Source organism: Candidatus Pelagibacter sp. HIMB1715 (assembly GCF_052047595.1).
Taxonomy (GTDB): Bacteria; Pseudomonadota; Alphaproteobacteria; order Pelagibacterales; family Pelagibacteraceae; genus Pelagibacter.
Genome location: NZ_JBNAJY010000017.1, coordinates 45,743 through 59,426 on the forward strand (window position 1 = coordinate 45,743; position 13,684 = coordinate 59,426).

Sequence of the window (13,684 nt, forward strand, 5' to 3'; positions counted from 1 at the left end):
CATGAATAGTTTAGAGGATCTAGAAAAAAAAATTAATTCTGAATTAACCACGAAGATTAATAATTCAGAAATAAAACATAATCAAATTTATCTAGAAACAGATAAAGATGATTTTTTAGATGTAATTTTATTCTTAAAAACTAATCTTGATACAAAATTTCGGCAGTTAATAGATATTACTGTTGTGGATTATCCTGAAAATAATCAAAGATTTCAAGTAGTTTACTTATTTTTAAGTCATGAATTTAATCAAAGACTAGTTCTAAAATACTCCATTTCTGAAAATGAAGTTATACCTTCTTTAACAAGTGTTTTTCCTGCAGCAAATTGGATGGAAAGAGAAGTTTTTGACATGTATGGTGTAAATTTCAAAGATCATCCCGATTTAAGAAGAATACTTACAGATTATGGCTTCGAAGGACATCCTTTAAGAAAAGATTTTCCTTTAACTGGTCATTCCGAAGTTAGATATAGCGAAGATCAAAAAAAAGTTATTAGCGAACCAGTTAAACTAGAGCAAAATTATAGAAATTTTGATTATGAGAGTCCTTGGGAAGGAACAAAATACATTAAAGAAGAAATTGAAAATAATGACAAAAAAAATTAAAAATTTAAATCTAAATTTTGGTCCTCAACATCCAGCAGCTCACGGTGTATTAAGATTAATATTAGAATTAGACGGTGAGGTTGTTGAAAAAGCAGACCCACATATAGGTTTGCTTCACAGAGGCACTGAAAAATTAATTGAAAACAAAACATATATGCAGGCTGTTCCTTATTTTGACCGTTTGGATTACGTAGCTCCAATGAATCAAGAACATGCCTTTGCTCTTGCTGTAGAAAAAATTCTTAAAATAGATGTGCCGATCAGAGCTCAGTATATAAGGGTTATTTTTTGTGAAATAGGACGAATATTAAGTCATATTCTTAACGTAACAACTCAAGCACTTGATGTTGGCGCTTTAACTCCATCACTTTGGGGTTTTGAAGAACGAGAAACATTAATGACATTTTACGAAAGAGCTTCTGGATCAAGATTACACGCCAACTACTTTAGAGCAGGAGGTGTTCACCAAGATTTACCAAAAGGTTTAGAGGAAGATATCTCAAACTTTTGCGATACATTTCCAAAAGTGATTAATGATTTGGAAAGTCTTTTAACAGACAATAGAATTTTCAAACAAAGAAATGTTGATATTGGAATTGTAAGTAAAGAGGATGCTTTAGATTATTCTTTTTCAGGAGTTATGATTAGAGGATCAGGAGTACCTTGGGATTTAAGAAAGTCTCAACCTTATGATTGTTATGAAGATTTAGATTTTAAAATACCAGTTGGAAAAAATGGTGATTGTTACGATAGATATTTATGCAGAATTGAAGAGATGAAAGAGAGTGTTTCTATTATCAAACAGTGTTTATCTAAAATGGAAAAAGGACCAATTAAATCATTAGATGGCAAAATTAGCCCGCCATCAAAGAAAGATATTAAGCAATCAATGGAAGCGTTAATTCATCATTTTAAACTATTTACTGAGGGTTATAGAGTGCCTAAGGACGAGATTTACACAGCTGTTGAAGCACCTAAGGGAGAATTTGGAGTTTATTTAATTTCTGATGGTTCAAGCAAACCTTATAAATGCAAGATTAGAGCCCCAGGTTTTTCACATTTGCAATCAATGGATTATTTAATTAAAGGACACATGTTAGCAGATGTACCAGCGGTTTTAGGTTCATTAGACATTGTTTTTGGTGAGGTGGATAGATGAGTTTAAGAAAACCAGCAAAAGATCAACCAGAAAGTTTCGAATTTAATACTACCTCTTTAGAGGCAGCAAATAATATTGTTGCAAAATATCCAAAAGGAAAACAACAAAGTGCTGTGATGGCCTTACTTTATATTGCTCAAAGACAAAATAATAATTGGATACCATTAGCTGCAATGAAGTATATCGCTAAGTTTTTAGACATGCCTTATATAAAAGTTTATGAGGTTGCCACTTTCTACACAATGTACAATCTATCTCCAGTTGGAAAATATTTTGTTCAAGTATGTACCACAACACCTTGTATGATAAGAGGTGCAAATAAATTGGTTGAAGCTTGTAAGGAAAAAATTTCTGAAAATGAATGTGAATTATCAAGTGATAAAAGTTGTTCATGGATGGAAGTTGAATGCTTAGGTGCATGCGTGACTGCTCCTATGATGCAAATAAATGATGATTATTACGAAGATCTTGATAAAGAAAAAACATCTGAGATTTTAGATAAAATTTTAAACGGAGAGACTCCAAAACCTGGTTCATACAGAGGAAGAATTAATAATGAGCCAGAGAATAATAGAAAAACACTAATGGATTTAAAAAATGCTTAAAGATCAAGATAGAATTTTTCAAAATTTATATAATGATAAAGGTTCTGATGTAGCTGCGTCACAATCAAGAGGTGATTGGGTAAACACTAAAGAAATTACTGAAAAAGGAAGAGATTGGATTATTAATGAAATTAAAGAGTCTCAACTTAGAGGTCGAGGTGGAGCAGGATTTCCTACTGGTTTAAAATGGTCATTTGCACCCAAAGAAGTTGGATCCAGACCACATTATTTAGTTATTAATGGTGATGAGTCTGAACCAGGTACTTGTAAAGATAGAGATATTTTAAGATTTGAACCTCATAAACTAATAGAGGGTTGTCTAATAGCATCATACGCAGTTCAAGCACACGTTTGCTACATATATATTAGAGGAGAATATTTTGTTGATGGTCAAAAACTTCAAGCTGCAATTGATGAAGCTTATGAGAAAAAACTATTGGGAAAAAATGCAGCTGGAACTGGCTGGGATTTAGATATTTATATTCATTATGGAGCAGGAGCGTATATTTGTGGTGAAGAAACAGCATTACTTGAAAGTTTAGAGGGTAAAAAGGGTCAACCAAGACTAAAACCACCTTTCCCAGCTTTGATTGGTTTATATGGATGTCCAACTATAATTAATAATGTTGAAACGATTGCTGTGGTACCAACTATTTTACGAAGAGGAGCGAAATGGTTTGCTTCTTTAGGAAGAGAAAAAAATACAGGTACTAAAATTTTCTGTATTTCTGGAAATGTTAACAATCCTTGTAATGTAGAAGAGGAAATGAGCATTCCTTTAAAAGAATTAATAGAAGTTCACGCTGGTGGAGTGATTGGCGGATGGGATAATTTACAAGCTGTAATACCAGGTGGATCCTCTATGCCTCTAATTCCAAAAGACAGATGTGAAACATTAAAAATGGATTTTGATGCGTGTGTCGAAGAAAAAAGTGGATTAGGGACAGCAGGGATAGTGGTTATCAATAAAGATCAAGACATTATTAAATGTATGGCGAGAATTGCTAGATTTTATAAACATGAAAGTTGTGGACAATGTACACCTTGCAGAGAAGGTTCTGGATGGATGTGGAGAATGCTTGAGCGTATGGCAAAAGGTGATGCAACTAAAGATGAAGTAGACATGTTAGGAGATGTAACAACCCAAATCGCTGGTCATACAATTTGTGCATTTGGAGAAGGTTCTTCATGGCCAGTTCAAGGTTTGTTAAGACATTTTAAAAAAGAAATTCAGGAAAGAAACAATTTAGACCCAATTGTTCAGAAAAAAAATAATATACCTTATTTGGTTGATCAACATTTATTAGATAAAAAAAATGCTTAAATTGAAAGTAAATGACATTGATGTAGAAGTTGAAGAAGGGCTAACAGTTCTTCAAGCCTGTGAAAAAGCAGGAGTTGAGATACCTAGATTTTGTTATCATGAAAAATTATCTATAGCTGGAAATTGCAGAATGTGTTTGGTTGAAATGGAAAAATCACCAAAACCTATTGCATCATGTGCAATGCCTGCTGCAGAGGGAATGAATATTAAAACAAATACAAGTTTAGTTGAAAAAGCTAGAAAAGGTGTAATGGAATTTTTACTAGCAAATCACCCTTTAGATTGTCCTGTATGTGACCAAGGTGGTGAATGTGATCTTCAAGATCAATCAATGTTTTATGGGGTAGATAAATCAAGATTTAAAGAAAATAAAAGAGCAGTTCCAGAAAAAAATATGGGCCCATTAATCAAAACTCAAATGACAAGATGCATACATTGCACAAGATGTGTGCGATTTGCTACTGAAGTTGCAGGCGTTCCAGAACTTGGTGCTATAGGTAGAGGTGAGGATATGCAAATTACAACATATCTTGAGCAATCAATGCAATCAGAATTATCTGCCAATGTAGTTGATTTATGTCCTGTTGGAGCTTTGACATCAAAACCTTATGTTTTTGAAGCGAGACCATGGGAGTTAAAAAAGACTGAAACAATTGATGTCATGGATGCAATAGGTTCAAACATTAGAGTTGATACATACGATTGGGAAGTAAAAAGAGTTCTTCCAATAATTAATGAAGATATTAATGAAGAATGGATTTCAGATAAAACTAGATATGCGTGTGATGGCTTACTTCATCAAAGATTAGATACCCCGTATATTAAATACAATGGTAAATTTGAGAAAGCTTCGTGGCAAGAAGTTTATAAAATAATAAAATCTAAATTAGAAAATACATCAAAAGAAAAAGTATCTGGTTTTGTTGGAGATTTAACAAACATGGAAACTGCGTACATTTTTAAAGAATTTTTTGACCGAACACTTGAAACTGATAATTATGAATCAAGATCAGATAATAGATATATTAATATTTCAAAAAGAGAAAATTATTTGTTTAATTCCTCAATTAACGGAATTGAAGATGCTGATTTAATTTTATTGTTAGGCTCCAATCCTAGGTATGAAGCCACAATTTTAAATGCAAGAATTAGAAAATCTTATCTAAATAATAGTACGAGAATTGTATCATTAAATGATTGTGGAGATCTAACTTATCCTTATGAAAGCTTAGATGGACAAACTAAAACAATAAAAGAAATTATAGATGACACACACAAACTTTCAAAAGAAATAGAAAGTGCAAAAAAACCAATGATCATAATTGGTGAGTCCTTACTAAGATTAGAAAATGCACAATATTTATTTGATAATTTGAAAGATTTTTTGAATAAAAAAAACAAGTTCTCAGAAGAGTGGAATCCTTTGAATGTTTTATCATGTGATGCAGCAACTGTGGGAAATTTTGATTTAGGGGTTTTAAATAATAAAACAAATTTAATAGAAGATTTAAAATCAAATAAATTTGAAATAGTGTTTTTAATAGGTCAAGATAATTTAAATTTTGTTAAAAAAAATGAATTTGTTATTTATCAAGGGAGCCATGGTGACAAAGGGGCAGAGTGTGCAGATATAATTTTACCTGGCTCAGCTTATACAGAACAAGACGGTTATTATACAAATTTAGAGGGAAAAATTCAAAAAGCATTTAAGGCTTCTTATCCACCTGGAGATGCAAAAGAAGATTGGCAGATAATAAATGAACTAGCTGAATTCATGAATAATAGAAAATTGTTTAACGATAAAGAAGAGCTAGATAGCAGCATGTTAAATTATTTAAAATTGCAAAGTGAAAAACAAACTGAACAAAATAATAACAAATCAAATTCTGATTTTAATAATGAAAATTTAAAAATTGAAATTAAAGATTATTATTTTTCTAATGTTGTTGCTAAATCATCAAAAACAATGATTGAGTGCAATAATGCAAAAATGAATTTAAAATCAACAGGCACAGAAGGTTAAGATGGAATATTTAAATATAGTCTTTCAAGAGGTATACAAAATTTTATTTTTGTTAGTTCCAGTTTTGGTTTCTGTAGCTATGATTGTTTGGCTAGATAGACGAGTTTGGGCTTTTGTCCAAAAAAGACAAGGACCTAATGTAGTTGGACCATTTGGATTACTTCAATCATTAGCTGATGCGTTGAAATATATTTTTAAAGAAATAATCATCCCATCAAGCTCAAACAAAGTAATCTTCATATTAGCACCTATCGTTACTATGACATTAGCCTTGATAGCTTGGGCTGTTATACCATTTAGTGCAACACAGGTCTTAGCTGATATTAATGTCGGTATACTTTATCTATTTGCCGTTTCATCGCTAGGTGTTTATGGAATAATTATGGGAGGATGGGCTTCAAACTCTAAATATCCTTTCCTAGGTGCAATTAGATCTGCGGCTCAAATGGTATCATATGAAGTTTCTATTGGAGTTATTATCATCAATGTATTGTTGTGCGTAGGCTCATTGAATTTGAATGACATCGTAATTGCTCAACAAAATCTATGGTTTGTAATTCCGTTATTTCCAATGTTTGTAATATTTTTTATCTCTGCTTTAGCTGAAACTAATAGACCACCTTTCGATTTACCTGAAGCTGAAGCAGAATTAGTTGCTGGATACCAGACAGAATATTCAGGAATGATGTATGCAATGTTTTGGTTAGGTGAGTATGCAAACATCTTATTGATGTGTGCTATGGGAGCTATATTATTCTTAGGTGGCTGGTTATCTCCAATAGATATTTATCCATTTACTTTAGTTCCAGGTGCAATTTGGTTAATTTTAAAAATTTTACTTTTATTTTTCTTATTTGCTTTAGTAAAAGCAATTGTACCAAGATATAGATATGACCAATTAATGAGATTAGGTTGGAAAGTATTTCTTCCTTTGTCATTAACTTGGGTTGTTTTAACTGCAAGTTATTTATTTTACTTTAACCTTTTACCAACAAACTAATTATGAATTTATCCAGATTTTTTAAAACTATTTTCATGGTTGATTTTGTAGGCGGTTTGTTCATTGCAATAAAAGAATTGTTTAAACCAAAAAAAACAATCAATTATCCTTTTGAAAAAGGAAAAATTAGCCCAAGATTTAGAGGAGAGCACGCTTTAAGAAGATATCCAAATGGAGAAGAAAGATGTATTGCATGTAAACTTTGTGAAGCTGTATGTCCAGCCCAAGCAATTACAATTGAATCTGCTCAAAGAGAAGATGGTAGTAGAAAAACTACTCGTTATGACATTGATATGATGAAATGCATTTATTGTGGTCTATGTGAAGAAGCTTGTCCTGTTGATGCTATAGTCCAAGGTCCAAATTTTGAATTTTCGACTGAGACAAGGGAAGAATTATATTACACAAAAGAGAAATTATTAGATAACGGTGACAGGTGGGAGAATATTCTAGACGCTAATATTAAAGCGGATAGTTCACATAGATAAATGATTGCTCACGCTATTTTCTTCTACACTTTTTCTATAATTGCGGTTGTGTCTGCAATAATGGTTACAGTATCAAAAAATACTGTCCACTCAGTTTTCTTTTTAATATTAGATTTTATCAGTATTTCTTGTCTATTTATTATGATTGGTGCCGAGTTTTTGGGTATGATAATGTTAATTGTTTACGTTGGAGCCGTGGCAGTTTTATTTCTTTTTGTTGTTATGATGCTAAATGTTGCTCAACAAAAAAATCAATGGTTTGCCTCTGCTGCTAGCTCAAAACATATTCCTGTTGGATTAATTATTAGCACAATCATTTTCTTTGAACTAATTATTGTAATTGGCGGATGGAAATACAAACCAGATATTTTTGATATTAACAATTCATCAAAAGTTTCAGACTTAAGTAACACACACTCATTAGGTCAAATATTATACACTGATTACATACATGTATTTCAAATTAGCGGTATGATTTTGTTAGTTGCGATGGTTGGAGCAATCGTTCTGACTTTTAGACAAAGGTCAAACGTCAAAAGACAAAGTTATATAAAACAAATTTCTCGTGAAAGAGCTGAAGGAGTAAGTGTTGTAGAAGTTGCTTCTAACAAAGGAGTTAAAATAGATGACTGAGATAGGTTTAGGACACTATTTAACTTTAGGCGCTGTTATATTTTCAATTGGAGTTATTGGAATTTTTCTTAATAGAAAAAATATTATTGTTATATTGATGAGTATTGAGTTGATTTTATTAGCTGTAAATATCAATTTAGTTGCTTTTTCAATTTTTCTTGGAGATTTAGCTGGTCAAGTATTTACCTTATTTATTTTAACTGTAGCAGCTGCAGAAGCTGCGATTGGTTTAGCTATAATCGTTGTTTACTATAGAAACTCTGGAACTATCAGAGTTGAAGAAATTGATGAGTTGAAAGGATAGTAATGGAACTTTCAATTTTATTTCTTCCACTAATAGCATCAATTATTTCAGGTTTTTTTGGGCGTTACATTGGTGATAGAAATTCCGAAATAGCAACTAGTGCATTAGTCACTATATCTGCGATTTTATCAATAATTGTTTTATATCAGGTGATCATTAACCAATATGAAGAAAATATTGTTATAGCAACTTGGATTAATTCAGGTTCACTTGATGTTAATTGGTCAATGTTAATTGATCCTCTATCAGCAGTAATGTTAGTAGTTGTAACTTCTGTATCTGCTTTAGTGCATATTTATTCAATTGGTTACATGTCCCACGATCCTCATAAACCAAGATTTATGGCTTATCTATCATTATTTACATTTGCAATGTTAATGCTTGTAACGTCAGATAATTTTATTCAACTATTTTTTGGTTGGGAGGGAGTTGGTCTTTGTTCTTACTTCCTAATTGGTTTTTGGTTTAAAAAAGAAAGTGCTAATGCAGCTGCAATTAAAGCTTTTGTTGTTAATAGAGTAGGTGACTTCGGTTTTGCATTAGGTATTTTTTTAGTCTTTTATTTGTTTGGGACTGTCAATTATGATGAAGTTTTCCAGCAAATCCCAACAGTGGTAGATAAAAATTTATCCTTCTTAGGTTTTGAAGTTAAAGCGATAGATTTGGTTTGTTTATTGTTATTTATCGGAGCTATGGGTAAATCAGCTCAAATTTTACTTCATACTTGGTTGCCAGATGCAATGGAAGGACCAACACCAGTTTCTGCTCTAATTCATGCTGCAACAATGGTTACTGCAGGCGTATTTTTAGTTGTTAGATGCTCACCTATTTATGAATTTTCTCCAGTAATTTTAAATTTGATTACTGTAGTTGGAATGACAACAGCTTTTTTTGCTGCAACGGTAGCTTTAGTTCAAACAGATATTAAAAAAATAATTGCTTACTCAACATGTAGCCAACTTGGTTATATGTTTTTTGCAGCTGGTGTAGGCGCTTACAATGTAGCTATGTTTCATTTATTTACACATGCATTTTTTAAAGCATTATTATTTTTAGGATCAGGTTCAGTAATTCATGCTTTTAAAGATGAGCAAAATATAAATAACATGGGAGGTGTATGGAGAAAATTACCTTACACTTATGCTTTAATGATTATAGGAACTCTTGCTTTGACAGGTTTTCCTTTCTTATCAGGCTTTTACTCAAAAGATGCAATTATTGAATTTGCATATTTGAAAGGAAATACAACAGGTTATTATGCAGCTGGTATTGGTATAGTTACTGCATTTTTAACGTCAGTTTATTCTTGGAGACTAATATTTAAAACATTTCATGGTGAATATAACAATAAAGAGATTAAAATTGAGGAAACGCACGAGTCACCTTTGGTAATGCTTGTTCCATTATTTGTGCTTTCTATTGGTGCAATTTTTGCAGGCGTTTTATTTAAAGATTTGTTCATTGGACATGGTGGTGACAATTACTTTTGGTCAGAATCAATCAAATTTTTAGAACCTCTAAGCACAGATCATCCACCAACATGGTTTTTACTTTTAACACCTAGTTTAGTTATCCTATCAATACCTATTGCTTATTATTTATTTGTTAAGAACAAAGAATTGCCAAATGAAATAGCGTCAATAAATAAACCTTTATACAATTTCCTTGTTAAAAAATGGTACTTCGATGAGTTGTATGAGGTTATCTTTATTAAATCATCGAAAAAACTTGGGACATTTTTATGGAAAGTCTGTGATGGAACTATAATAGATGGATTTGGTCCAGATGGAATTTCTTCTTTTATAAAAAAATGTTCAATTAAAGCAAATAAATTTCAAAGTGGTTTTATCTATCAATATGCTTTTGTAATGTTGTTAGGTTTTTCTGCTTTATTAACCTTTTTGATAGTTAAATAATGAGCTTTCCAATTTTATCATCTTTAATCTTGTTACCTACTATAGGAGCTCTTTTTTTATTTTTTACTAAAGATAAAGATGGAAATAATTCAACAGCTAAATATGTAGCTTTATTTACAAGTATAGTTAATTTTTTAATTTCTATTTATTTGTGGATATCTTTTGATCAAAGTATATCTAATTTTCAATTTGTTGAAGATAGAACATGGATTGAAGGATTTATTAATTATAAAGTTGGTGTTGATGGAATTTCTATATTATTTATAATCTTAACAACCTTTATAACTCCACTTTGTATCATTTCAGTTAACAATTCAGTAAAAAATAGATTACGAGATTTTTTAATTGCAATTTTAATCATGGAAAGTTTCATGATTGGTGTTTTTTGTGCACTTGATTTAGTTGTTTTTTATTTATTTTTTGAGGCTGGATTAATCCCAATGTTTTTAATTATTGGTATTTGGGGTGGTCCAAAACGTGTTTATTCAGCATTTAAATTTTTTCTATATACTTTGCTTGGATCAGTCTTAATGCTGGTTGCGATCATTTCAATATACTGGATATCAGGCACAACAGATGTAGTTAAACTTTATGAAATTGGAATTGACGCTAAATACCAAAATTTATTATGGTTAGCTTTCTTTAGTTCTTTTGCAGTAAAAACACCTATGTGGCCTGTTCACACTTGGTTACCAGATGCTCATGTTGAAGCTCCTACAGCCGGTTCAGTTTTGTTAGCTGCCATCTTGTTAAAAATGGCAGGATATGGTTTTATTAGATTTTCACTAGGGTTATTTCCAGTGGCTTCTGAAGTATTCACACCTCTTATTTATACTTTAAGTGTTATAGCAATAATTTTTACTTCTTTTATCGCTTTAATGCAGGAAGACATGAAAAAGCTAATTGCATATTCATCTGTAGCACATATGGGTTTTGTAACTTTAGGTATTTTTACTCTTCAACAGCAAGGTATAGAAGGAAGTATAATTCAGATGATTAGTCATGGATTAGTTTCTGCAGCTCTATTTTTATGTGTTGGTGTTGTTTATGACCGTATGCACTCAAGGATGATAAATTCTTATGGTGGTATAGTTGCCATAATACCAAAGTATTCGATTTTATTTATGTTATTTACATTAGCCGCTTTAGGATTACCTGGAACAAGTGGTTTTATTGGAGAATTTTTGATTTTAATGGGCGCCTTTAAGGATAATTTTTTAGTAGCTGTGTTAGCAAGCTTAGGAGTAATTTTAGGAGCTGCCTATATGCTTTGGTTGTATAAAAGAGTTGTTTTTGGGAAATTAGTTAATGAAGATTTAAAACAAATGTTAGATTTGAATAGATCAGAATATGTAATTTTAACATGTTTAGCTATACCAACTTTATTTTTTGGTTTTTATCCAGATCCTTTGATTAACACAATTGAGGTTTCCGTTTCAGATTTAATAAATATGCATAATATTAATTTAGCGAGCAAATAACATGGAAAATTTAAATTTAATTTTACCTGAAATTTTTATCTCATTATCAATAATGTTTTTACTTGTATTGGGAGTATTTAAAAAAAATAGTTCAGGCATTACTTTTAACTTGTCTTTATTTGTATTTTTGATCGCCGCTATAATTACTTTTAACGAAACTTTCTCTGTGAATAGAGAAACTTTGTTTAATGGCAGTGTTGTAATAGATAAGATGTCTTCATTTATGAAGATAATAACGTTGTTGGGCGGTTTTCTAGTATTAGTTATTTCTTCTAGTTATTTAAAAATTTTTAAAATTTTTAATATTGAATATCCAGTTTTAATTTTGAGTTCTGTGCTGGGAATGATGGTCATGATTAGTTCTAATGATCTAATTGTATTTTATATGGGTCTAGAGTTACAATCATTAGCCTTATATGTTTTAGCAACTTATAATAGAGATCAACTAAAATCATCTGAAGCAGGTTTAAAATATTTTGTATTAAGTGCATTATCATCAGGATTATTACTTTATGGATGTTCACTAATTTATGGTTTTTCAGGTTCTACAAACTTCGATGTGATTTCCACACAACTTAATTCAAATGAGTATGTACTGACTTTTGGGATAGTTTTTATCTTAGTAGGTTTAGCATTCAAAATTTCAGCAGTCCCATTCCATATGTGGGCACCAGATGTATACGAAGGATCTCCAACTACAGTAACTTTATTTTTCACAATGGTACCAAAAATTGCTGCGTTAACTGTATTTATTAGATTTTTATATGTTCCATTTTTAAATCTAATCGATCAATGGCAAATGATAATTGTATTTTTATCTATTGCCTCAATGCTTTTTGGAGCAATTGCAGCAATTGGACAAATAAACATTAAGAGACTAGTTGCTTATAGCTCTATTGGACACATAGGCTACACATTGGCTGGTCTTGCTACTGCTTCTAATGAAGGAATTCAAAGTTCAATAATTTATATTTCAATTTATGTTGTAATGAATTTGGCCCTTTTTTCTTGTTTGTTAATGCTTAGAAGAAATAATCAATATTACGAAGATATTGATGACTTATCTGGTTTATCGAAAAATCATCCATTATTATCACTTTCTTTACTTGTAATATTATTTTCATTAGCAGGGATACCACCATTAGCAGGATTTTTTGCTAAGTTTTATGTTTTCAAAGCAGTTTTAGAACAATCAATGTATTTTTTAGCTATTGTTGGATTGTTATCTACTGTTGTTGCAGCTTTCTATTACTTAAGAATAATCAAGATCATGTACTTTGATAAAGAAAAAGATAAATATGATACGGATCATAGTTTATGGTTAAAATTTTCATTAACTTTTTCTACAATATTAATTCTTTTATACTTCATATTTCCAAGCCAATTAATTGAGGTAGTATCAAGAATTAATATTATTTAATGAAATTTAAGAAATTTAACTTTAAAATAATAAAAAGTACCAACGATACAGCTGCAAGAATAATAAAAAAAACTAACTTTAAATTTGGTATGGTTGTTGCTGAAAAACAATTTAGTGGTCGAGGTCAGTATGGAAGAAAATGGATTTCATATAAAGGTAATCTATTTGCCTCTTTTTTTCATCCATTTGATGAAAATAAATTCTCAATAGAAAGAGTTACAAAGTTAAATTGTAAATTAGTTAAACAAACACTCTCTAAATATATAAAAAATAAAATTAACTTTAAAAAACCAAACGATTTATTAATTAATAAAAAAAAGATTAGTGGGATTTTACAAGAAATTATAACGAAATCAGATAAAAAATTTTTAATTACAGGAATAGGGATTAATGTAATAAAAAATCCAAATATTAAAAATTATCCAGCAACAAATTTATATAGAATAACAGGAAAAAAAATTAATAAATCTGAATTAGAAAAAAATTTGAAACTAGTTTTTGAAAATAGAATATCGAAAATGTATAAAATAAATTAATTAATATGTATATTTTAGGTGATATAGGAAATACTGACACTAAAATTTTTTTAGTTTCCAAAAGAAATAAAATTTTAAAAAAAATTACTTTTATTTCAAAAAAAATAAGTAATAAGAAATTAAAAATTTTATTAAAAAAAAAAAAATAATATTAGATAAAAATAAAAAAATAAATTAAATAAAATTAT

At 30.2% G+C, this 13,684-nt stretch carries 13 protein-coding genes; all 13 read left to right on the forward strand.

All coding sequences use genetic code 11. The features are described 5' to 3' along the window. Position 1: 1 nt before the first annotated feature. From ACTTAY_RS05260 to ACTTAY_RS05320, 13 genes are read left to right on the forward strand one after another with little or no spacing between them, the layout of a single operon-like run. Entirely contained in the window at positions 2 to 607 is a 606-nt protein-coding gene (locus ACTTAY_RS05260; protein WP_075506636.1) for an NADH-quinone oxidoreductase subunit C, read from the forward strand. Then, on the forward strand, positions 591 to 1,766 hold the full coding sequence (locus ACTTAY_RS05265) for an NADH-quinone oxidoreductase subunit D (RefSeq protein WP_218836792.1): 1,176 nt from the start codon (positions 591 to 593) through the stop codon (positions 1,764 to 1,766). The genes ACTTAY_RS05260 and ACTTAY_RS05265 overlap by 17 nt, the downstream gene beginning before the upstream one ends. Then, the gene (nuoE, locus tag ACTTAY_RS05270) at positions 1,763 to 2,371 is read left to right on the forward strand and encodes an NADH-quinone oxidoreductase subunit NuoE (protein WP_440634898.1); all 609 of its coding nucleotides are present in this window, start codon (positions 1,763 to 1,765) and stop codon (positions 2,369 to 2,371) included. Before ACTTAY_RS05265 ends, nuoE begins: the two co-directional genes overlap by 4 nt. Then, complete coding sequence (gene nuoF, locus ACTTAY_RS05275; RefSeq protein ID WP_075506639.1) at positions 2,364 to 3,695, forward strand: NADH-quinone oxidoreductase subunit NuoF; 1,332 nt, start codon at positions 2,364 to 2,366, stop codon at positions 3,693 to 3,695. Before nuoE ends, nuoF begins: the two co-directional genes overlap by 8 nt. Beyond that, on the forward strand, positions 3,688 to 5,718 hold the full coding sequence (nuoG, locus tag ACTTAY_RS05280) for an NADH-quinone oxidoreductase subunit NuoG (protein WP_440672627.1): 2,031 nt from the start codon (positions 3,688 to 3,690) through the stop codon (positions 5,716 to 5,718). The genes nuoF and nuoG overlap by 8 nt, the downstream gene beginning before the upstream one ends. A gap of 1 nt (position 5,719) precedes the next feature. Further along, positions 5,720 to 6,718: an NADH-quinone oxidoreductase subunit NuoH gene (gene nuoH, locus ACTTAY_RS05285; RefSeq protein ID WP_262589304.1), complete on the forward strand. Its 999-nt coding sequence runs from the start codon at positions 5,720 to 5,722 to the stop codon at positions 6,716 to 6,718. Between the two features lie 2 nt (positions 6,719 to 6,720). After that, complete coding sequence (gene nuoI, locus ACTTAY_RS05290; RefSeq protein ID WP_075506642.1) at positions 6,721 to 7,206, forward strand: NADH-quinone oxidoreductase subunit NuoI; 486 nt, start codon at positions 6,721 to 6,723, stop codon at positions 7,204 to 7,206. Further along, a complete protein-coding gene (locus ACTTAY_RS05295) occupies positions 7,207 to 7,839 on the forward strand; it encodes an NADH-quinone oxidoreductase subunit J (RefSeq protein ID WP_440672628.1) in 633 nt (210 codons plus the stop codon). Next, positions 7,832 to 8,143, forward strand: coding sequence for an NADH-quinone oxidoreductase subunit NuoK (nuoK, locus tag ACTTAY_RS05300; protein ID WP_075506644.1), 312 nt, complete (start codon positions 7,832 to 7,834; stop codon positions 8,141 to 8,143). Before ACTTAY_RS05295 ends, nuoK begins: the two co-directional genes overlap by 8 nt. Positions 8,144 to 8,145: 2 nt before the next feature. Further along, positions 8,146 to 10,059 carry an NADH-quinone oxidoreductase subunit L gene (nuoL, locus tag ACTTAY_RS05305; RefSeq protein ID WP_440672629.1) on the forward strand — a complete coding sequence of 638 codons (1,914 nt, stop codon included), beginning with the start codon at positions 8,146 to 8,148 and terminating at the stop codon, positions 10,057 to 10,059. After that, positions 10,059 to 11,540: an NADH-quinone oxidoreductase subunit M gene (locus ACTTAY_RS05310; protein WP_440672630.1), complete on the forward strand. Its 1,482-nt coding sequence runs from the start codon at positions 10,059 to 10,061 to the stop codon at positions 11,538 to 11,540. Before nuoL ends, ACTTAY_RS05310 begins: the two co-directional genes overlap by 1 nt. Position 11,541: 1 nt before the next feature. Next, positions 11,542 to 12,960 carry an NADH-quinone oxidoreductase subunit NuoN gene (gene nuoN / locus ACTTAY_RS05315; protein WP_440672631.1) on the forward strand — a complete coding sequence of 473 codons (1,419 nt, stop codon included), beginning with the start codon at positions 11,542 to 11,544 and terminating at the stop codon, positions 12,958 to 12,960. Further along, the gene (locus ACTTAY_RS05320; protein ID WP_440672632.1) at positions 12,960 to 13,496 is read left to right on the forward strand and encodes a biotin--[acetyl-CoA-carboxylase] ligase; all 537 of its coding nucleotides are present in this window, start codon (positions 12,960 to 12,962) and stop codon (positions 13,494 to 13,496) included. The genes nuoN and ACTTAY_RS05320 overlap by 1 nt, the downstream gene beginning before the upstream one ends. The last annotated feature ends 188 nt before the right edge of the window (positions 13,497 to 13,684 follow it).